The following is a 19,939-nucleotide window of genomic DNA, read 5'->3' as shown; positions in this document are numbered from 1 at the left end:
TTTGGCGGCGGTGCCCGCGGCGCCTCCGGGAAGTGGGGGACGATGTGGAGAAGCAGCTTTGAAGGAATGTTGCGGCGCATGATCCGGAAGGGCCGGCTGAAGGTGATCGGCCCGGACGGCAAGGCCGCGGAGTTCGGTCCCGGCGGAGAAGGCTACGCGGCAGAGGTTCGCATCGCCGAAGAGGCGGTCTATCGCCGGATCTGCCTAGACCCGGAACTGGCGCTGGGCGAGGGCTACATGGACGGCACGATCGGGATCGCCACCGACCAGGTCGAGCCACTGCTGCGCCTCCTCGTCTCCAACCGCGGCAATGCCGACAACAGGCAGAGCTACACGCCCGTCGCGCGGGCGCTCGGGGGCCTGCGTTTCGCGCTGCGCCGCTGGGCCATGCGCAACACGCCGCTTTCGGCACGGCGCAACGTTGCGCATCACTACGATCTTTCCGACGATCTTTACGGTCTCTTCCTCGACGAGGACTGGCAATACAGCTGTGCCTATTTCGCCCGGCCGGACATGACGCTGGAAGAGGCGCAGGCTGCCAAGAAGGCGCATATCGCGGAAAAGCTGATGATCCGCCCCGACGACCGGGTGCTCGACATCGGCTGCGGCTGGGGCGGCATGGCGCTCACGCTCGCGCGGGATTACGGCGCGCGCGTCCTGGGCGTGACGCTGTCGGAAAACCAGCTCGGGCGCGCCCGGGCGCGGGCCGAGGCCGCGGGGCTTTCGCACCGCGTCAAGTTCCGGCTGCTCGATTACCGCAAGCTCGACGAGCGCTTCGACCGCATCGTCAGCGTCGGTATGCTGGAGCATGTCGGCCTGCCGCAACTGCCCGTCTATTTCGACAAGGTGCGCGACCTGCTCGCCCCGGACGGCGTGGCGCTCATCCACACGATCGGCCGGGTGTCGCCGCCGACCACGCAGTCCGCCTGGCTCAGCAAGTACATCTTCCCCGGCGGCTACGTGCCATCGCTCTCCGAGCTCGCGGTTCCGGTCGAGGCGTCGGAACTCTGGATCACCGATCTGGAAGTCCTTGCCGGCCATTACCATTACGCCCGGACGCTGCGCGAATGGCGGCACCGGTTCGAGGCCAATCTCGACGCGGTGCGCCGGCTCAACGACGAGCGTTTCGTGCGCATGTGGCGCTACTACCTCACGGCCTGCGAGGTGACATTCGACGAGACGCGGCAGGGCGTGTTCCAGCTTCAACTCGCCCATGACCAGACCATGGTTCCCGCCTCGCGTGCCTATCTCTACACGCCGCACCCCCCAGTGAGGCAGCTCAAGGCCGGCGAGTGACCGCGCGCGACGGGCGGGCGATCTCGAACCGGCAGGCGGGCGCGCCCGCGGCGCAGCACGCCGTCTCCGTGCAGCGCATGTCGGGATGCACCAGCGCGGCGTAAAGCGTGGTGAAGACGCCCGAGTGCCAGTCGCAGACGGGGCGTGGCGCCGTTTCGCCACGCACGACCGGATTGTCGGCGATTTCGAAACAGAAAGGCGTTTTCACCGAGAACCGACCCGAACCGGCGAAGGTCCAGGCATTCGCGGCGATCGCGCGGGCGAGTAGGCGGGCGGCGAGTGGCGCGGGCAGCATCCTCAGAAGACGTTGTGCCGCGCGGGGGATGCGATGCGCGAGGATGTAGCGCCCGGTGCCCACGCCCGCCGCATGGGCGAGGTCGGGCGCGCGGCCGGGTGCGATCCGCCGCAGCTCCTGGTGCACGCGTGCCACGGGCCGCTCGTCGATCATCCCGGTGCCGTCGGGCATCGCCTCAATCCCCGCCGCGGCGTAGACGGACCGGTCGAGCCCCGCCTCGCGCAGCAGCGGATCGAGCTGCAGCAGCGCGTTCGGGCCGATGCGGGCGGCCGTGCCGCCCGCGGCGGAGGTGCCGTCGAAAGGCGCCATGGCCTCAGACATTCTCCATCTGCTGGTCGGAGCCGCCGCAGGCGCGCACCTCGGCCCCGTTCGGCATCTTGAAGCCTTCCCGGCGTTCCGCGCCACGCTCCTTCATCTGGGCGCGCACCGCCTCTCGCCGCTCTTTCGCGCGCGCGGCGCGGTCGGCGGCCGCTTCCCAGTCGTCCATCTGCGCCTCGGCGATCTGGCGGGTCTCGTCGAAGTTGAAATCCACCTTGTCCTTCGATTGCGGTCCCCAGTAGCCGGCCTTGCCCAGGTCGTAGAAGGTCCGGTTGAAGCCCGCCTTCAGGAAGGCCTTGAGGCACCCCAGCAGGTAGCGCCGCCGGTAGCCCGTGCCCCGCCAGGGGTAATGGAAGAGCGCCTTCTTCATGTAGAAGCGGCGATAGTTGTTCATCACGCCGTCCAGCAGCTCGCCCCGCTCCATCGCGGCGGGCTTCATGATCGGGGTGACGAAGTTGTATTTCGAGAAATCGAAGATCTCGACCTGATCCTTGAGTTCCTGGAAGAGCGGCGTGAACGGCCATGGCGTGTACATCGCCCAGTTCGCCAGGTCCGGCTGCCAGTCCCACGCCATCTGGTAGGTCTCTTCCAGCGTCTCCCGGGTCTCGTTGTCGAGGCCGACGATGAACTGCGCCTCGACGAGGATGTCGGCCTCGCGCAGCAGGCGGATGGCGGTCTTGTTCTCGTCGACCTTGGTTTCCTTGTTGAACTGGTCGAGCTTCATCTGCGCGGCGGCCTCCGTGCCGAGGCTGACATGCACCAGCCCCGCCTTGCGGTAGAATTTCAGCAGCTCCCGGTCGCGGTAGATGTCGGTGACGCGCGTGTTGATGCCCCACTGCACGCGGCGCGGCAGGTCGCGGTCGATCAGTTCCTGGCAGAACTCGATGAACTTCTTGCGGTTTATGGTGGGCTCCTCGTCCGCGAGGATGAAGAAACCGACGCCGTGGTTTTCCACCAGATCCTCGATCTCGTCCACGACGGCCTTGGGCTCGCGCACGCGGTAGTCGCGCCAGAACTTCCACTGCGAGCAGAAGGAGCAGGTGAACGGGCAGCCGCGCGCCATGTTGGGAATCGCCACGCGGGTGTTCAGCGGGATGTAGATGTATTTCTCCCACTCCAGAACGGTCCAGTCGGGCTTGATCGCCTCCAGGTCCTTCACGGTGCTCGCGGCCTCGTTCGCCACGATCTGCTCGCCGTCACGGAACGCCAGGCCCTTGATGCGGTAGCGGTCGGCGGGCCAGCGCCCGTCCTGCACCGCGAGCATCAGCTCGGTCAGGATCTCCTCGCCCTCGCCGCGCACGATCACGTCGACCCAGGGCGCTTCCGACAGGACCTGCTTGTACATGAACGTGGCGTGGACCCCGCCGAGGACGCGCACCGCGCCGGGCACACGCTCCTGTGCGATGCGCAGCACTTCCTCGGCGCGGTAGATCGACGGGGTGATCGCCGTCACCCCCACCACGTCGGGCTGCAGCGCCTCGATGCGGCCGGCCAGATCCTCGTCGGCGATGTTGTCGGTCATCGCGTCGATGAAATGGATATCGTCGAAACCGGCCTGCCGCAGATGCCCGGTCAGGTAGGCGACCCAGGCAGGGGGCCAGGTTCCGGCGATCTCGGCCCCGCCGGAGCGGTAGTTGGGGTGGACGAACAGAATGCGCATGGCGAGTCTCCCTTTTGGGAAAATCTGACAGATCTAATGTCAAGTTTGATTGACACAGATCAAGCCCGCAGCCACGGCGCCGCGCCGACGCGGAGGGCCGTTCCGAGGTGTTCGGAAACGCCCGGCCGCCCCCCCTTGCACCGCAGCCGCGCTTCTCTATAACCCGTGCGGATTTGCGCGCCGCAGCCCCTGAGGATTGACATGCCCAGACGCACCGACATCCAGTCGATCATGATCATCGGGGCGGGGCCGATCATCATCGGTCAGGCCTGCGAGTTCGACTACTCCGGCGCGCAGGCCTGCAAGGCGCTCCGGGAAGAAGGCTACCGGGTCGTCCTGGTCAACTCCAACCCGGCGACGATCATGACGGACCCCGGCCTCGCCGACGCCACCTATATCGAGCCGATAACCCCCGAGATCGTGGCCCGGATCATCGAGAAGGAGCGGCCCGACGCGCTCCTGCCCACGATGGGCGGGCAGACCGGCCTCAACACGGCGCTCAAGCTCGAGGAGATGGGCGTTCTGGACCGCTTCGGCGTGGAGATGATCGGCGCGCGGCGCGCGGCCATCGAGATGGCGGAGGACCGCAAGCTCTTCCGCGAGGCGATGGAGCGGATCGGCCTCGAGAACCCGAAGGCCACCATCGCGAACTCCATGGAAGAGGCCATGGCCGCGCTCGAGCATGTGGGCCTGCCGGCCATCATCCGCCCGGCCTACACGCTGGGCGGCACCGGCGGCGGCATCGCCTACAACCGCGACGATTTCGAGCATTACTGCCGCTCGGGCCTCGACGCCTCGCCCGTCAGCCAGATCCTGATCGACGAAAGCCTGCTTGGCTGGAAGGAGTTCGAGATGGAGGTGGTCCGCGACCGCGCGGACAACGCCATCATCGTCTGCTCCATCGAGAACGTGGATCCGATGGGCGTGCACACGGGCGATTCGATCACCGTCGCGCCGGCGCTCACGCTGACCGACAAGGAATACCAGATCATGCGCAACGGCTCGATCGCCGTCCTGCGCGAGATCGGCGTGGAGACCGGCGGCTCCAACGTGCAATGGGCGGTGAACCCCGAAGACGGGCGCATGGTGGTGATCGAGATGAACCCCCGCGTCTCGCGCTCCTCCGCGCTGGCCTCGAAGGCCACCGGCTTTCCCATCGCCAAGATCGCGGCGAAGCTTGCCGTGGGCTACACCCTCGACGAGCTCGACAACGACATCACCAAGGTCACGCCCGCCAGTTTCGAGCCGACGATCGACTATGTCGTGACCAAGATCCCGCGTTTCGCCTTCGAGAAATTCCCGGGCGCCAAGCCCGACCTCACCACCTCGATGAAGTCGGTGGGCGAGGCGATGGCCATCGGCCGCACAGTCCACGAATCGATGCAGAAGGCGCTGTCGAGCCTCGAGACCGGGCTTTCCGGCTTCGACGAGATCGCGATCGACGGCGCCGACGATCCCGACCAGGCCCACGCCGCGATCGTCCGCGCGCTCTCGCGCAAGACGCCCGACCGGATTCGCGTGATCGCGCAGGCCATGCGCCATGGCCTCGACGACGAGGAGATCGGCGCCATCACCAGTTTCGATCCGTGGTTCCTCGCGCGGATCCGCGAGATCGTCGAGGCCGAGAACAGGCTGTGCCGGGACGGGCTGCCGGTCACGGAAGAGGGGCTGCGCGCGGCGAAGATGATGGGCTTCACCGATGCCCGCCTCGCGGAGCTGACGGGCCGGGAGGAGGCACAGGTCCGGCGCGCGCGCCTCAATCTCGGCGTCACCGCGGTCTTCAAGCGCATCGACACCTGCGCCGCCGAATTCGAGGCGCAGACGCCCTACATGTATTCCACCTACGAGGCGCCGATGATGGGCGAGGTGGAGTGCGAGGCGCGCCCCAGCGACCGGAAGAAGGTGGTGATCCTCGGCGGCGGTCCGAACCGGATCGGGCAGGGCATCGAGTTCGACTACTGCTGCTGCCACGCCTGCTTCGCACTGAGCGACGCGGGCTACGAGACCATCATGGTCAACTGCAACCCGGAGACGGTGTCCACCGACTACGACACCTCCGACCGCCTCTACTTCGAGCCGCTGACCTTCGAGCACGTGATGGAAATCCTCCGGGTGGAGCAGGAGGCCGGCACGCTGCACGGGGTCATCGTGCAGTTCGGCGGGCAGACGCCCCTGAAACTGGCCCGGGCGCTCGAGGCCGAGGGCATCCCGATCCTCGGCACCACGCCCGACGCGATCGACCTCGCCGAGGACCGGGAACGCTTCCAGGCGCTGGTGAACAAGCTCGATCTGAAACAGCCCCAGAACGGGATCGCGTCTTCCAAGGCGCAGGCCCGCGCCATTGCCGAGGAGATCGGCTTTCCGCTGGTGATCCGCCCGTCCTACGTTCTGGGCGGCCGCGCCATGGAGATCGTGCGCGACCAGGCCCACCTGGAACGCTACATCGACGAGGCCGTGGTGGTCTCGGGCAAGAGCCCCGTGCTTCTCGACGGCTACCTCTCCGGCGCGACGGAGGTGGACGTGGACGCCATCTCCGACGGGCGCGACGTGCACGTGGCCGGCATCATGCAGCACATCGAGGAGGCGGGCGTGCATTCGGGCGACTCCGCCTGCTGCCTGCCACCGCACTCGCTCTCCGCGCCCATCATCGAGGAGATCGAGCGCCAGACCCGCGCGCTGGCGCTGGAACTCGGCGTGGTGGGCCTGATGAACGTGCAGTTCGCGGTGAAGGACGGCGAGGTCTACCTGATCGAGGTGAACCCGCGCGCCTCGCGCACCGTGCCCTTCGTGGCCAAGGCCACCGACTCGGCCATCGCGTCCATCGCCGCGCGCGTCATGGCGGGCGAACCGCTCTCGGCCTTCTCCGGCCGGCCGCCCTACAAGGACGTGAGCTACGACCAGCCCCTGCCCCTCGCCGACCCGATGACGCTCGCGGACCCGGCGATGCCCTGGTTCTCGGTGAAGGAGGCGGTGATGCCCTTCGCCCGCTTTCCCGGCGTCGACACGATCCTCGGCCCCGAGATGCGCTCCACCGGCGAGGTGATGGGCTGGGACCGCTCCTTCGCGCGCGCGTTCCTCAAGGCGCAGCTCGGCGCCGGGATGGAGCTGCCCCAGTCGGGACGGGCCTTCGTGTCGATCCGGGACACCGACAAGGGCCCCCAGATGCTCGAGGCCGCCCGGCTTCTCACCGCGATGGGGCTGGAGATCGTCGCCACCCGCGGCACCGGCGCCTGGCTGACGGACAACGGTGTCGCGTGCGAGGTCGTGAACAAGGTCTACGAGGGCCGTCCCAACATCGTGGACCGGCTGAAGAACGCCGAGATCTCGCTGGTGATGAACACCACCGAAGGCGCGCAGGCGGTCGAGGACAGCCGCGAGATCCGCTCGGTCGCCCTTTACGCCAAGATCCCCTACTTCACCACCGCCGCCGCGAGCCACGCCGCGACGCTCGCCATGAAGGCGCGGGAAGAGGGCGAACTGTCGGTGAAACCGCTTCAGGGCTGACGCCGCCAGCGCCTTCTTCTTGGCGCAAATACTCCGGGGGAGTCGCGGCGGAGCCGCGACGGGGGCAGCGCCCCCGCCACGGCCGGAAACCCGCGCCGGCCCCGGTCAGGCTGCGGCCTCCATCAACCCCTCGGCCCGCAGCCTGTCATGGGTCTCGTCGAGCGCGCGGCGCGCGCGCAGGATCAGTTCGTCGATCTCCTCGTCGGAGATGACGAGCGGGGGCGAGATCACCATCCGGTCGCCCACATGGCGCATCACGAGATCGTTGGCGAAACAGCGCTCGCGGCAGACGAAGCCCACCGTGCCGGCGTCGGCGGCGAAGGCCGCGCGCGTCGCCTTGTCCGGGGTGAGCGCGATCGAGCCCATCAGCCCCACGATCTTCGCCTCGCCCACGAGCGGGTGGTCGGCCAGGCTTTCCCAGCGGGATTTCAGGTAGGGCGCCGTGTGCTCCCGCACGCGATCGACGATCCCTTCCTCGTCGAGGATGCGCAGGTTCTCCAGCGCGACGGCGCAGGCGACGGGATGGCCGGAATAGGTGTAGCCGTGGTTGAACTCGTCGCGCCCGATCATCCCGGCCACCTCGTCGCTCACGATCGAGCCGCCGATCGGCTGGTAGCCAGAGGACAGGCCCTTGGCGATCGTCATGATGTCGGGCCGGATGTCGAGCGTCTGGCTGCCGAACCAGTTGCCGGTGCGCCCGAAACCGCAGATGACCTCGTCGGCGATCAGCAGGATGCCGTATTTGCGCACGATGCGCTGGATCTCGGGCCAGTAGGTCTCCGGCGCGACGATGACGCCGCCCGCCCCCTGCACCGGCTCTGCGATGAAGGCGCCCACGCGGTCGGGGCCGATGCGCTCGATCGCCTCCTCGAGCTCCCGCGCGCGGGCGAGGCCGAACTCCTCGGGCGTCATGTCGCCGCCCTCGGCCCACCAGTTGGGCTGGCCGATATGGTGGATGCCCGGGATGGGCAGGCCGCCCTGGGCGTGCATGGGCGCCATCCCGCCCAGCGAGGCGCTGCCGATGGAGGAGCCGTGATAGGCGTTCCACCGCGAGATGATCGTGTCGCGCTGCGGCTGGCCCTTCATCGCCCAGTAGTGCCGCACGAGGCGGATGTTGGTGTCGTTGGCCTCCGACCCGGAGGAGGCGAAGAAGACGTGGTTGAGATCGCCCGGCGCCAGCTCGGCGATGCGGGCCGCGAGCGCCACGACGGGAACATGCGTCGTCTGGAAGAAGGTGTTGTAGTAGGGCAGTTCCTTCATCTGCCGATAGGCCGCGTCGGCAAGCTCCTCGCGGCCGTAGCCCAGGTTCACGCACCACAGCCCGGCCATGCCGTCGAGGATGCGCCGCCCCTCGCTGTCGGTGAGCCAGACGCCGCTTGCGCCGGTGATCACGCGCGCGCCCTTCTCGCCAAGCGCGCCCTGCGCGGTGAAGGGATGCATGTGATGGGCCGCGTCGAGGCGCTGCAGCTCGGCGGTGGGCATGTGGTTGGTGATCTTGTTCATCGCTCTCGCCTTTCGGACCGGGTTGGCCGCAAGAATATGATCAAATTCGGGAAGGTCAATCGAATCAGCCCTCCCCGGCCGCGATCCCGGCCCTGAGCGCGGCCATGCCCTGCTCGATATCCTCGCGCATGGCGGCGGCGGCCGCGTCGCCGTCGCCCGCGGCGAGCGCGTCCATGATCTCCTTGTGGCGGTCGGGCAGGCTGCCCGTGCCGACCCGGCCGCAGACGATCCGAAGCGAGGGGCCGAAGCGCAGCCAGAGTCCCTCGACGAGGTCCGCGAGCACCGGCGCCCGGGCGACGACGTAAAGCACGGCGTGAAAGCCGTGATTGTGCCGCAGGTAGCCGCCCACGTCGCCCCGCGCGATCGCCCGGTCGAGCGCCGCATCCTCGGCGGCGAGGCGGGCAAGCGCGTCGGGACCGGCGGTCGCGGCGGCGCGGCGCGCGAGTTCCGGCTCGAGCGCCTGTCGCGCGAAGATCAGTTCCTCCGCGCCGCGGGCGTCCAGAACGGGCACGCTGACGCGCCGGTTGTCCTGGAACACCAGCGCGCCCTCGGATGTCAGGCGCCGGATCGCCTCGCGCACCGGGGTCATGCCCGCCCCCGTGCTGTCGGCCAGGCCCTGGATCGTCACCGGCTGGCCGGGCGCCATCTCGCCGTGCAGGATGCGGTCGCGAAGGGCGCGATAGACGATCTGGTGCGCCGGCGCGCGGCCCCCGGATGCCGCCTTGTTGGTCAATGCGCGTTCGCCCATGCTGCCGCCCTCCCGTGGCCGCTTGCGCAGTCCTCCCCTGCATGAAACCATCATGCGGTTGCCAGGCAAGGCATCATTTGATCAAATGTGGGGCACCGGGGCGAAAAAGACCTCCGGACAAGCCAACGGGAGACTGACATGAAAAGATCCATCCTGACGACGGCCGCGACGCTGGCGCTTGCCGCGGGCGCGGCCGGCGCCGAGGAAGTGCGCGTCTACAACTGGTCGGACTACATCGACGAGTCGCTTCTGGAGAAATTCGAGGAGGAAACCGGCCTCGATCTCGTCTACGACGTGTTCGACTCGAACGAGATGCTCGAGACGAAAATGCTCGCCGGCGGATCGGGGTATGACGTCGTCGTGCCCACCGGAACCTTCCTGCAGCGGCAGATCTCGGCGGGCGCATTCCAGAAGCTCGACAAGTCGAAGCTGCCCAACCTCGACAACATGTGGGATATGGTCGAGGAGCGCACCGCGAAATACGACCCCGGCAACGAGTACTCGATCAACTACATGTGGGGCTCCACCGGGATCGGGGCGAACGTGAACAAGGTGCGCGAGGTGCTCGGCGAGGACGCCCCGCTGAATTCGCTCGAACTGGTGCTCAACCCCGAGAACATGGAAAAGCTCGCCTCCTGCGGTGTGCATTTCCTCGACGCGCCGACCGAGATGATCCCGATGGCGCTGACCTATCTCGGAGAGGATCCCGACAGCCACGATCCCGACGTGATCGCCCAGACCGAGGAGATCCTGGCGGCCGTGCGGCCCCACATCCAGAAATTCCACAGCTCGGAATACATCAACGCGCTCGCCAACGGCGAGATCTGCGTGGCCGTGGGCTGGTCGGGCGACATTCTCCAGGCGCGGGACCGCGCGGCCGAGGCCGACAACGGTGTCGAGATCGTCTACAACATCCCCGCGGAGGGCGGTCAGATGTGGTTCGACCAGATGGCGATCCCGGTCGACGCGCCGAACCCCGAGGGCGCGCACGTGTTCCTGAACTTCATCATGGATCCGCAGAACATGGCCGCGGCGTCGAACTACGTCTACTACGCCAACGGCAACGAGGCCTCGCAGGAGTTCCTGAACGAGGACGTGATCGGCGATACCGCGATCTATCCCGACCAGGAGACGATGGAGAACCTCTACACCACGACGCCCTACCCGCCGCGCGTGCAGCGGACGGTCACGCGGCTCTGGACAAAGATCAAGTCGGGCACCTGAGCCCCGGCGCGCACCCGGCCCGCGCGGCAACGCCGCGCGGGCCTCTTTGAGACGTTTTTCCTGTCAGCATTCCGGAGTCTGCCGATGGCGCAGCCCTCTGCCCAGACCGTCTACGCCCCGTGGGAAGATCCCGACGAGACGCCGCTCATCCGGTTCAGGAACGTCACCAAGCGTTTCGGCGACTTTACTGCGATCGACGACCTCAGCCTCGACATCTACGAACGCGAGTTCTTCGCGCTGCTCGGGCCCTCGGGCTGCGGCAAGACCACGATGATGCGGATGCTCGCCGGCTTCGAGGCGCCGACGGAAGGATCGATCATGCTCGCCGGGCAGAACATCGCCCCGATCCCGCCGAACAAGCGCGCCGTGAACATGATGTTCCAGTCCTACGCGCTCTTTCCGCATCTCAGCGTCTGGGACAACATCGCCTTCGGTCTGCGCCGCGAGAACCAGCCCAAGGACAAGATCGCCGCCCGGGTGGAGGAGATGCTGCGCCTCACCCGCCTGGAGAAGTTCGCGCGCCGCAAGCCGCACCAGATTTCCGGCGGCCAGCGCCAGCGCGTGGCGCTCGCCCGCTCGCTCGCCAAGGCGCCGAAGCTGCTGCTGCTCGACGAACCGCTCGGCGCGCTCGACAAGAAGCTGCGCCAGGACACGCAGTTCGAACTCATGGACATCCAGGAAAACACCGGCACCACCTTCGTGATCGTCACCCATGACCAGGAGGAGGCGATGACCGTGGCCTCCCGCGTGGCGGTGATGGACGAGGGCCGGCTCATCCAGGTCTCCACGCCGGACGTCCTCTACGAGAACCCGGTCTCGGTCTACGTCGCGGACTTCATCGGCGAGGTGAACATCATCGAGGGCCGCGCCACGCCCATGCCCGATGCCGGCGAGGGCCGCGTGGACATCGACTGGGCCGAGGGGCAGCCGCGGCTGAAGGGCACCACGGCGCGGGCCTTCGACAAGGGGCAGAACGTCCACTTCGCGATCCGACCGGAGAAGATCACGATCAGCGCCGAGCGCCCCGAGGACGCCGCCAACGCCGTGAAGGGCGAGGTGCTCGACATCGCCTATCTCGGTAACATCTCCACCTATCACGTCAAGCTGCCCACCGGGCACGTCATCAAGGCCCAGACCGCCAACACGCGGCGCATCGCGCGGCGGTCCTTCACCTGGGAGGACGAGGTGTGGCTGAGCTGGACGGCCACCGCCGGCATCCTGCTGGAGTCCTGAGCCATGCGCCGCTTCGCCCTCATCGCCGTGCCCTATCTCTGGCTGCTGGCGCTCTTTCTCGTGCCTTTCGTAATCGTCCTGAAGATCTCGCTTTCGGACATCGCGATCGCGATCCCGCCCTACACGCCGACGCTCGACCCGTCGGAGGGCTGGGCCGGCCTTCGCGACTTCTTCGGCGGGCTCGACTTCGAGAACTACTGGTTCCTGACGACGGACGACCTTTACTGGAAGGCGTATCTTTCCTCGTTGCGGATCGCGTTGATCTCGACGGTCATCACCCTTCTGGTGGGCTATCCCATCGCCTACGGCATGGCACGCGCGGCGCCGGAGTGGCGGCCGACGCTTCTCATGCTGGTGATCCTGCCGTTCTGGACCAGCTTCCTGATCCGCGTCTACTCGTGGATCGGCATCCTTTCGAACGAGGGGTTCCTCAACCAGTTCCTGATGTGGACAGGGCTCATCTCGGATCCGCTGACCATCCTGAACACCAATGCGGCGGTCTATGTCGGCATCGTCTACACCTACCTGCCCTTCATGATCCTGCCCATCTACTCCAACCTCGAGAAGATGGACGATTCGCTGCTGGAGGCGGCGGAGGATCTCGGCTGCTCGCGCATCAGCGCCTTCTGGCTCGTGACCGTACCGCTGTCGAAAACCGGCATCATCGCCGGCTGCTTCCTCGTCTTCATCCCCGCCATCGGGGAGTTCGTGATCCCCTCGCTTCTGGGCGGATCCGAGACGCTGATGATCGGCAAGATCCTGTGGGAGGAGTTCTTCAACAACCGCGACTGGCCGGTCGCAAGCGCCGTGGCGATCGTGCTGTTGCTGATCCTGATCGTGCCCATCGTCCTGTTCCAGCGCAACGAGCAGAAGCAACGGGAGGCCGAAGGATGAAGGAGCGCCTCTCCCCGTCGCGTTTTCGCGGCGCTGGCGCCCCGCGCCAGACCCTGACCGGAGGGCCGTCGCGATGAGACGCTTCACCTGGTTCAACGCAACGTCTCTCACGCTGGGCTTCGCGTTCCTCTACCTGCCGATGATCATCCTGGTCATCTACTCCTTCAACGCGTCCAAACTCGTGACGGTCTGGGCGGGCTTCTCCACGCGCTGGTACGCGGAGATCTTCCGCGACCAGGCGTTCCTCGACGCGGCCTGGGTCACGCTGAAGGTCGCGGTCGTCTCCTCGACCGTGGCGACCGTGCTCGGCACGATGGCGGCGCTGGTCCTCGTCCGGGCCGGGCGTTTTCTCGGGCGAACGCTGTTCTCGGGGATGATCTATGCCCCGCTGGTGATGCCCGAGGTGATCACGGGGCTTTCCCTGCTGCTTCTCTTCATCGGGATCGGGCTCGATCGCGGGATCTTCACGATCATCCTCGCGCATACGACCTTCTCGATGTGCTTCGTGTCCGTCGTGGTCTCCTCGCGGCTGGTCAGCTTCGACCGCTCGCTCGAGGAGGCGGCGCTCGATCTCGGTTGCTCCCCGGCGGAGGCGTTCCGGCTCGTGACGCTGCCGATCATCCTGCCCGCCGTGATCTCGGGCTGGCTTCTGGCCTTCACCCTCTCGCTCGACGATCTGGTGATCGCAAGCTTCACCGCCGGACCCTCGGCGACGACGCTGCCGATCAAGATCTTCTCGTCGATCCGCCTGGGCGTCAGCCCAGAGATCAACGCGCTTTCCTCGTTGCTGATCGGCATCGTCACGGTGGGTGTCGTGGCCGCTTCGCTCGCCTCGAAGAACGCGGCGATCCGCCAGCAGCGCGAGGAACAGGCCGCCCTGCGCCTGACCGGATGAGGCGTATCGTCGAACCCGCCGCCTATGGCGCGGCACCGGTGGCGGAGTGCTGGTGGGCCGCGACGGTCGAGACGCCGCACTGGCCCGCACCCCAGGGAGAGATCGCCGCCGATGTCGCGGTGATCGGCGGTGGCTTCACCGGTCTTTCCGCCGCGCTTCACCTTGCCGAGGCCGGGGTCGATGTGGCGCTGTGCGAGGCCGAGGCCCCGTTCTGGGGGGCCTCGGGGCGCAATGGCGGGTTCTGCTGCCTCGGCGGGTCCAAACTGTCCGACGCCGCGCTCACCCGGCGCTTCGGCGCGCGGGGCGCGCAGGGCTGGCGCGACGCGCAGCGCGCGTCCGTGGATTTCACCTCCGGGCTGATCGACCGGCTGGAGCTCGATGTGGACCGTCACTCCGAGGGCGAAACGCTGCTCGCCCACCGCCCGCAGGAGTGGGAGCGCCTGCAGCGCGAGGCCGAGGAGGTCGAGGCCGGCTACGGCGTGACGCCGCGCCTCGTGCCCGCCGCCGATCTCGCGGACGCGGGGATGGCGGGGCCTTTCCACGGCGCGCTCACGGTTCCCCTGGGCTTCGCGCTCAATCCCCGGAAATACGCCGCGGGCCTCGCGCGGGCCGCTCAGGCGGCGGGCGCGCGGCTTTTCGCGCCCGCGCCGGTGACGTCCCTGCGCGCGGACGGGTCAGGCTACGTGCTCGGCCTGCCCGGCGCACGGCTGAGGGCGCGGCGCGTGATCCTCGCCACCAACGGCTACTCCTCCGAGGACGTGCCCGCCTGGATGCGCGCGCGTTACATGCCCGTGGCCTCCAACGTGATCGTGACCCGCCCGCTTGAGGGCGACGAGCTTCAGGCGGCGGGCTGGACCACGGCGCAGATGGCCTACGACACGCGGCACCTGCTGCATTATTTCCGTCTCATGCCCGACAACCGCTTTCTCTTCGGGATGCGCGGCGGCATCTACGCCACCCCGCGCGAGACGGCGCGGCTCGCGCGGGCGATCCGCGCCGATTTCGAGGCGATGTTCCCGGCCTGGCGCGATGTGGAGACGCCGCATCTGTGGTCCGGGCTCGTCTGCCTGACGCCGACGCTGCTGCCATATGTCGGGCCGGTGCCGGACATGCCGGGCGTCTTCGCGGGGTTCGGCTATCACGGAAACGGCGTCGCGATGGGGGGCTATGCCGGGCGAATTCTCGCGGACCTCGTGCAGGATCGGCTGCCGGGCGCGCCTTACCCCGAGGCCATGCGCCGCGTGCCCGGGCGCTTCCCGCTCGGCCGGTTCCGCCGCGCCGCGCTGGTGCCGGCCTATGCGAGCTTCGGCTGGCGCGACCGCTGAGACGGGCGCTCAGCCCTGGGGCGTCAACCCGGCCCGCGCGCGATCCCGCGCAAGCCCGATCTGCCGCTCGCGCCACACGATCAGCACGCCCGCCGCGATCACGAGCCCCGCGCCCGCCAGCATCGGCGCGGTCGGAACCTCCGCGAACACCGTGTAGCCGATGGCGATCGCGAAAAGCATCGAGGCGTAGTCGAACGGCGCGAGCAGCGAGGCGTCGGCGAACCGGTAGGCGCTGGTCAGAACGATCTGCGCCACCCCGCCGATCAGCCCCGCGCCGACCAGAAGCCCCGCTTCCAGCGGCGTGGGCCATACCCAGCCCAGCGTTGCCGGCCAGACAAGGCCGAGGGGCAGCGTCAGAAGCGAGAAGGCCGTCGCCGTGAGCGAGAAGTAGAAGACGATGGCCGATGTCTCCTCGACGACCGCCATCCGGCGGATCTGGACATGGGCCAGCGCCCGGAGCGCCGCCGACAGCAACGCGAAGATCGCCCCGGCAAGCGCCACGTCGCCCAGCGCCTCCACCGAAAGGCGCGGCCAGAGCACGATCAGCACGCCGATGAGGCCCAGCCCCACCGCGCTCAGCCGGAAGGCGCGGAGCCGCTCTCCGAGCAGGAGGGCGGCGAAAAGCACCGTAAGAAGCGGCGCGGCGTAGCCGATCGCGGTGACCTCGGGCAGGGGAAGCAGGCCCAGCGCGGCGAAGCCGCAGGCCATCGCCGCGGTACCGATGAGGCCGCGCCAGACATGGGCAAGCCGGTTGCGCACCCGGAAACCGGTGGAAAGATCGCCGCGCCATGCGAGCCAGGCGACGATCACCGGCATGGCGAAGAAGGAGCGGAAGAAGACGGACTGCCCCGCCGGCACATGATCCGACACCGCCTTGATGAGCGATGCCATGGAGATGAAGAGAACCACCGAGGCGAGCTTGAGCGCAATACCGCGTGCGGGATGCATGGGATTGTCCTTTCGCCGCAAAGCCATGCCCCGCAACACGCGGAAGTGCAAGCGACGGGGCGCGAGCCCCGTGCGCTCGTCCTTCGGGCATCGGGAAGGGTTGGCGACGTCTCCGGTCGCGGCTGCGACCGGCCTACCACACCCCTAGGGCACAGGGCCGCCCCTCAGGACGATACCGCTGGGGATATCGGCAAGACGACAATCCAACCGGCCGTGCGGCGCGTTCCGACACCTGGCCGGCGCCCTTCGGGCGTCGGCGGACCAGACGCGCCTTGCCGGTCGCACCCCGTTCCTTTGGCTCACTCCGCGGCGTCGCGGCGCGGCAGCACCCAGTCGGAACGCGGAAAATGGCAGGTGTAGCCGTGCGGGATGCGCTGCAGGTAATCCTGATGCTCCGGTTCGGCTTCCCAGAAATCGCCCGCAGGCGCCACCTCGGTCACGACCTTTCCAGGCCAGAGGCCCGACGCCTCGACATCCGCGATGGTGGCGAGCGCCTCGGCGCGCTGGGCCTCGTCGAGATAATAGATCGCCGACCGGTAGCTCATCCCGACATCGTTGCCCTGCCGGTTCAGCGTCGTGGGATCGTGGATCTGGAAGAAGTATTCCAGAATCCGCCGGTAGCTGATCGTCTCGGGGTCGAAGATGATCTCGATCCCCTCCGCATGGGTGCCGTGGTTGCGATAGGTCGCGTTCGGCACGTCGCCCCCGGTATAGCCCACGCGGGTGCGCAGCACGCCGGGAAGCTTGCGGATCAGATCCTGCATGCCCCAGAAGCAGCCACCCGCCAGAATCGCGCGCTCTTCAGCCATCAGACATCCTCCAGTTGATCCAGGTAATCGCCATAGCCCTCGGCCTCCATGTCATCGCGATGGATGAACCGGAGCGCGGCGGAATTGATGCAGTAGCGCAGCCCGCCGCGCTCGCGCGGCCCGTCCGGGAAGACATGCCCCAGATGGCTGTCGCCATGGGCCGAGCGCACCTCGGTCCGGACCATGCCGAGGCTGCGGTCCTGAAGCTCGCGGACATGCGCGGGCTCGATCGGCTTCACGAAGCTCGGCCACCCGCAGCCCGACTCGTACTTGTCGGACGAGGCGAAGAGCGGCTCGCCGGAGACGATGTCCACGTAGATGCCCGGCTCCTTGTTGGAAAGGTAGTGCCCGGTGCCGGGGCGCTCGGTACCGTTCTCCTGGGTCACATGGTACTGGACCGGGTCCAGCGCCTCCACCGCTTCCGGGCGGCGCTCGTATCTGGGCATCCGCGTCTCTCCTTCCTGACCACTGAGCCTAAAGATGGCACGCCGGCGGCAAAATCAAACCCCCTCGCGCCTCACGCGGCCGCGAGCCGCGCCGCGGCCCAGCGCGCCGCATCCGCCACCGCCGGGTCGGGATCCTCCGCGAGGCCCTGCGCCACCGGCCGCAGCGCGGCGTCGCCCGAATTCCCGATGGCATAAAGAACGTTGCGCACAAACCGGTTCCTGCCGATCCGCTTGATCGGGCTGCCGGAGAACAGCGCGCGGAACGCCGCGTCGTCGAGCTGCGCCAGATCGGCCAGGCGCGGGGCCCGCAGTTCCGCCCGCGCGTGATATCGCGCCTCCCGCGCGGTCCGGGCGAACTTGTTCCAGGGGCAGACGGCAAGGCAGTCGTCGCAACCGTAGATTCGGTTTCCGAGCAGCGGACGCAATTCCTCGTCCACCGGACCGGCGTGCTCGATCGTGAGGTAGGAGATGCAACGCCGCGCGTCGAGCTGGAACGGCGCCGGGAAGGCGTCCGTCGGGCAGACATCGAGGCAGGCGCGGCACGATCCGCAATGCTCGCTCGCCGGGGCGTCGGGCGGGATCTCGGCGGTAGTGAAGATCGCGCCGAGGAAGACCCAGTTCCCGAGATCGCGGGACAGCAGGTTGGTGTGCTTGCCCTGCCAGCCGATCCCCGCCGCCTCGGCCAGCGGCTTCTCGGCCACCGGCGCGGTGTCCACGAAGACCTTCACCTCCGTGCCCTCGCCCGCCTCGGCGATCAGCCAGCGCGCCAGCCGCTTGAGGCGTTTCTTGACCACGTCGTGATAGTCCCGGCCCCGCGCGTACACGGAAACGATCCCGCGATCGGGATGGTCGAGCAGCGCCAAAGGGTCCTCGTCAGGCGTGTAGCTTTCGGCCAGCATGATGATGGAGCGCGCCGCGGGCCAGAGCGCCGCCGGGTTACCGCGCCAGGCCGCCCGCTCTTCCAGCCAGCGCATCTGGCCGTGCCAGCCCGCATCGAGGAACGCCGCCAGCCGCGCGGGCACCTGCGGTATCGCGTCGGGTCGGCAGACGCCGCAGGCGTCGAAGCCCTCGGCGCGCGCCTGCATCCTCAGCCTCTCCTTCAGCGCGTCCATGTCGTTTCTTCTTGGGAAAAATACTCCCGGGGGGAGTCCCGCAGGGACGGGGGGCGGGCCGCCCCCCGGCGGCGCGCGAGATCAGAAATCCAGGTCGGCGTAATGCGCCGGCTGGGGGAACCCGGGCACCTGGTCGGCGAGGATGCCGCGAAAGGCCGGGCGCGACTTGATCTTGGCATACCAGTCCTTGACCGTCTCGGATCGGTTCCAGTCCACGTCCGAAATGTAGTCCAGCGCGGAGAGATGCGACGCCGCCGCGAAATCCGCCAGCGTCATCACGTCTCCGGCAAGCCAGCGGCGGTGATCGAGAAGCCACGCCATGTAGTCGAGGTGGTACTTGATCCTCTGCGCTCCGCTCTTGACGTTTCGGCTGTCGGGGTATCCCTGCCCCATCACCTTCTTGTTGACCCGCTCGTAAAGCAGTTTCGACGTCACCTCGGCGTGGAACTTGTCGTCGAACCAGCCCACGAGGCGGCGCACCTCGTAGCGGGCCTCTGGGGTGCGTGGCATGAGCGGCGGCTCGGGGCGCGTTTCATCCAGGTACTCGCAGATCGCCATGCTTTCCGAAAGCGTCCTGCCGTCGATCTTCAGCACCGGGACCTTGCCCGCCGGGTTCCGCCGCAGGAAGTCGGGCGACTGCTCCCAGTAGCGTTCTTCCACGAGTTCGCACTCGATCCGCTTCTCCGCGAGGCACAGGCGCACCTTGCGGCAGAAAGGCGAGAGTGGCACGTGGTAGAGGCGGGCCATCGGCCGGGCTCCGGGCGCTGGTTGCGGGCGTTGCCCCTGCATGCCCGGTCGGACGGCGCTTTTCAACTGTCGAAGCAGGCGGCGCGCCCGTCGGCTAGGATGGTTTCGGCCCCGTCGCGGATCGCGCGCGCGCGTCGCTGCACGAAGTCGGAGGGCTGCGCCGCGGAGCGCGTCTTGGGCGACGGCAGCACGGCGGCCAGAAGCGCGGCCTGACGGGGATCGAGGTCGGCGGCGGAGACCCCGAAATGGTGGCGCGCGGCCGCCTCCACGCCGAAGACGCCCTCGGCGAACTCGGCCACGTTGAGGTAGACCTCGAGGATGCGCCGCTTGGACCAGGCCGCCTCCACGACGGGCGTGAGCGCCGTTTCCAGCGCCTTTCTCAGCCAGTTGCGCCCATGCCACAGGTAGACATTCTTGACCGTCTGCTGCGAGATCGTCGATGCGCCGCGGCGCGAGCCGTCGGCGATCGCGACACGGATCGCGTCGAGGTCGAACCCCCAGTGAAGGCAGAAATTCGCGTCCTCCGCCGCCACCGCCGCGCGCGCCATCGCGGGCGCGATCCGGTCCATGGGCACCCAGTCCCGCGCCACGCCGCCAAGGCGATACGCCTCGGCGGCCATGTAGGGCGTCACCGGGGGATTCACGATGCGCCCGGCCAGCACCGCCAGCAGAACGAGGGCGAGCCCCCACAGCACCGCGCGCCGCAAAAGGCGCACGACGCGCGTCGCGACGGATCGGCGCGGGGGCGTTCCGGCGGTTTTCTTGCGGGGGCTCTGGGATGAACGGCGCTTTTGGGGCATGTCGCAGCCTTACATCACAAAGGCACCATGCGCTGCCAGCGCTCAGGCGCGGACGCGCGTCGCCGCGGGCTGGCGAGGCACCGGCCGCGCGGCCACGGCTGTGCCGCGCCAGCCCGCGCGGGAAAATCCGTGGAAGCGGCACCCAGACGGAATGCCGAGGCGGTCGGTCCCGCCGCCCCCGT

17 protein-coding genes are annotated in these 19,939 nt (G+C 68.2%); 7 read left to right on the top strand and 10 right to left on the bottom strand.

Features of this window, described 5'->3' with window-relative positions; translation table 11 throughout:
• Nucleotides 1–78 precede the first annotated feature (78 nt).
• The gene (locus AB6A66_RS11115) at nt 79–1,296 is read left to right on the top strand and encodes a class I SAM-dependent methyltransferase (RefSeq protein ID WP_371055946.1); all 1,218 of its coding nucleotides are present in this window, start codon (nt 79–81) and stop codon (nt 1,294–1,296) included.
• Here AB6A66_RS11115 and bchJ read toward each other — a convergent pair.
• Both bchJ and bchE read right to left on the bottom strand, forming a co-directional pair.
• A complete protein-coding gene (gene bchJ / locus AB6A66_RS11110; RefSeq protein ID WP_371055945.1) occupies nt 1,280–1,900 on the bottom strand; it encodes a bacteriochlorophyll 4-vinyl reductase in 621 nt (206 codons plus the stop codon). The two genes, AB6A66_RS11115 and bchJ, sit on opposite strands and share 17 nt — an antisense overlap.
• A 4-nt stretch (nt 1,901–1,904) precedes the next feature.
• Nucleotides 1,905–3,569 carry a magnesium-protoporphyrin IX monomethyl ester anaerobic oxidative cyclase gene (gene bchE, locus AB6A66_RS11105; RefSeq protein WP_371055944.1) on the bottom strand — a complete coding sequence of 555 codons (1,665 nt, stop codon included), beginning with the start codon at nt 3,567–3,569 and terminating at the stop codon, nt 1,905–1,907.
• 201 nt (nt 3,570–3,770) lie between these two features.
• Between bchE and carB the strand changes: the two genes are divergently transcribed.
• Nucleotides 3,771–7,073: a carbamoyl-phosphate synthase large subunit gene (gene carB / locus AB6A66_RS11100; RefSeq protein WP_371055943.1), complete on the top strand. Its 3,303-nt coding sequence runs from the start codon at nt 3,771–3,773 to the stop codon at nt 7,071–7,073.
• A gap of 105 nt (nt 7,074–7,178) precedes the next feature.
• Here carB and AB6A66_RS11095 read toward each other — a convergent pair whose 3' ends face one another.
• Nucleotides 7,179–8,576 (bottom strand): aspartate aminotransferase family protein, encoded by a 1,398-nt coding sequence (locus tag AB6A66_RS11095; RefSeq protein WP_371038893.1) that lies wholly within the window; start codon nt 8,574–8,576, stop codon nt 7,179–7,181.
• 64 nt (nt 8,577–8,640) lie between these two features.
• Nucleotides 8,641–9,324 (bottom strand): GntR family transcriptional regulator, encoded by a 684-nt coding sequence (locus tag AB6A66_RS11090; RefSeq protein WP_371055942.1) that lies wholly within the window; start codon nt 9,322–9,324, stop codon nt 8,641–8,643.
• Nucleotides 9,325–9,462: 138 nt separating this feature from the next.
• Between AB6A66_RS11090 and AB6A66_RS11085 the strand changes: the two genes are divergently transcribed.
• The 5 genes from AB6A66_RS11085 (at nt 9,463) to AB6A66_RS11065 (ending at nt 14,895) form a co-directional block, all read left to right on the top strand.
• Nucleotides 9,463–10,548 carry a polyamine ABC transporter substrate-binding protein gene (locus AB6A66_RS11085; RefSeq protein ID WP_371055941.1) on the top strand — a complete coding sequence of 362 codons (1,086 nt, stop codon included), beginning with the start codon at nt 9,463–9,465 and terminating at the stop codon, nt 10,546–10,548.
• Between the two features lie 84 nt (nt 10,549–10,632).
• Complete coding sequence (locus tag AB6A66_RS11080) at nt 10,633–11,781, top strand: ABC transporter ATP-binding protein (RefSeq protein ID WP_371055940.1); 1,149 nt, start codon at nt 10,633–10,635, stop codon at nt 11,779–11,781.
• Between the two features lie 3 nt (nt 11,782–11,784).
• Nucleotides 11,785–12,675, top strand: coding sequence for an ABC transporter permease subunit (locus AB6A66_RS11075; RefSeq protein WP_371038889.1), 891 nt, complete (start codon nt 11,785–11,787; stop codon nt 12,673–12,675).
• Between the two features lie 73 nt (nt 12,676–12,748).
• Nucleotides 12,749–13,570 (top strand): ABC transporter permease subunit, encoded by an 822-nt coding sequence (locus AB6A66_RS11070; RefSeq protein ID WP_371055939.1) that lies wholly within the window; start codon nt 12,749–12,751, stop codon nt 13,568–13,570.
• Nucleotides 13,567–14,895, top strand: coding sequence for an NAD(P)/FAD-dependent oxidoreductase (locus tag AB6A66_RS11065; protein WP_371055938.1), 1,329 nt, complete (start codon nt 13,567–13,569; stop codon nt 14,893–14,895). The genes AB6A66_RS11070 and AB6A66_RS11065 overlap by 4 nt, the downstream gene beginning before the upstream one ends.
• A 9-nt stretch (nt 14,896–14,904) precedes the next feature.
• Here the strand turns inward: AB6A66_RS11065 and AB6A66_RS11060 are convergent, their stop codons facing one another.
• The 6 genes from AB6A66_RS11060 to mtgA form a co-directional block, all read right to left on the bottom strand.
• The gene (locus AB6A66_RS11060; RefSeq protein ID WP_371055937.1) at nt 14,905–15,843 is read right to left on the bottom strand and encodes a DMT family transporter; all 939 of its coding nucleotides are present in this window, start codon (nt 15,841–15,843) and stop codon (nt 14,905–14,907) included.
• 299 nt (nt 15,844–16,142) lie between these two features.
• Nucleotides 16,143–16,652 carry a peptide-methionine (S)-S-oxide reductase MsrA gene (msrA, locus tag AB6A66_RS11055; RefSeq protein ID WP_371055936.1) on the bottom strand — a complete coding sequence of 170 codons (510 nt, stop codon included), beginning with the start codon at nt 16,650–16,652 and terminating at the stop codon, nt 16,143–16,145.
• Nucleotides 16,652–17,098, bottom strand: coding sequence for a peptide-methionine (R)-S-oxide reductase MsrB (gene msrB / locus AB6A66_RS11050; protein ID WP_371038884.1), 447 nt, complete (start codon nt 17,096–17,098; stop codon nt 16,652–16,654). The genes msrA and msrB overlap by 1 nt, the downstream gene beginning before the upstream one ends.
• A gap of 71 nt (nt 17,099–17,169) precedes the next feature.
• Nucleotides 17,170–18,210 (bottom strand): tRNA epoxyqueuosine(34) reductase QueG, encoded by a 1,041-nt coding sequence (gene queG / locus AB6A66_RS11045; RefSeq protein WP_371055935.1) that lies wholly within the window; start codon nt 18,208–18,210, stop codon nt 17,170–17,172.
• An 81-nt stretch (nt 18,211–18,291) separates the two neighbouring features.
• Nucleotides 18,292–18,957: a glutathione S-transferase family protein gene (locus AB6A66_RS11040; protein ID WP_371038882.1), complete on the bottom strand. Its 666-nt coding sequence runs from the start codon at nt 18,955–18,957 to the stop codon at nt 18,292–18,294.
• A 62-nt stretch (nt 18,958–19,019) separates the two neighbouring features.
• Nucleotides 19,020–19,757, bottom strand: coding sequence for a monofunctional biosynthetic peptidoglycan transglycosylase (gene mtgA, locus AB6A66_RS11035; protein ID WP_371055934.1), 738 nt, complete (start codon nt 19,755–19,757; stop codon nt 19,020–19,022).
• Nucleotides 19,758–19,939: the final 182 nt, after the last annotated feature.

The organism is Rhodosalinus sp. K401, assembly GCF_041365735.1.
Classification (GTDB): Bacteria; Pseudomonadota; Alphaproteobacteria; order Rhodobacterales; family Rhodobacteraceae; genus Rhodosalinus.
Note: the sequence above shows the minus strand (reverse complement) of the source record. Positions and strands in the feature narration are given on the sequence as shown.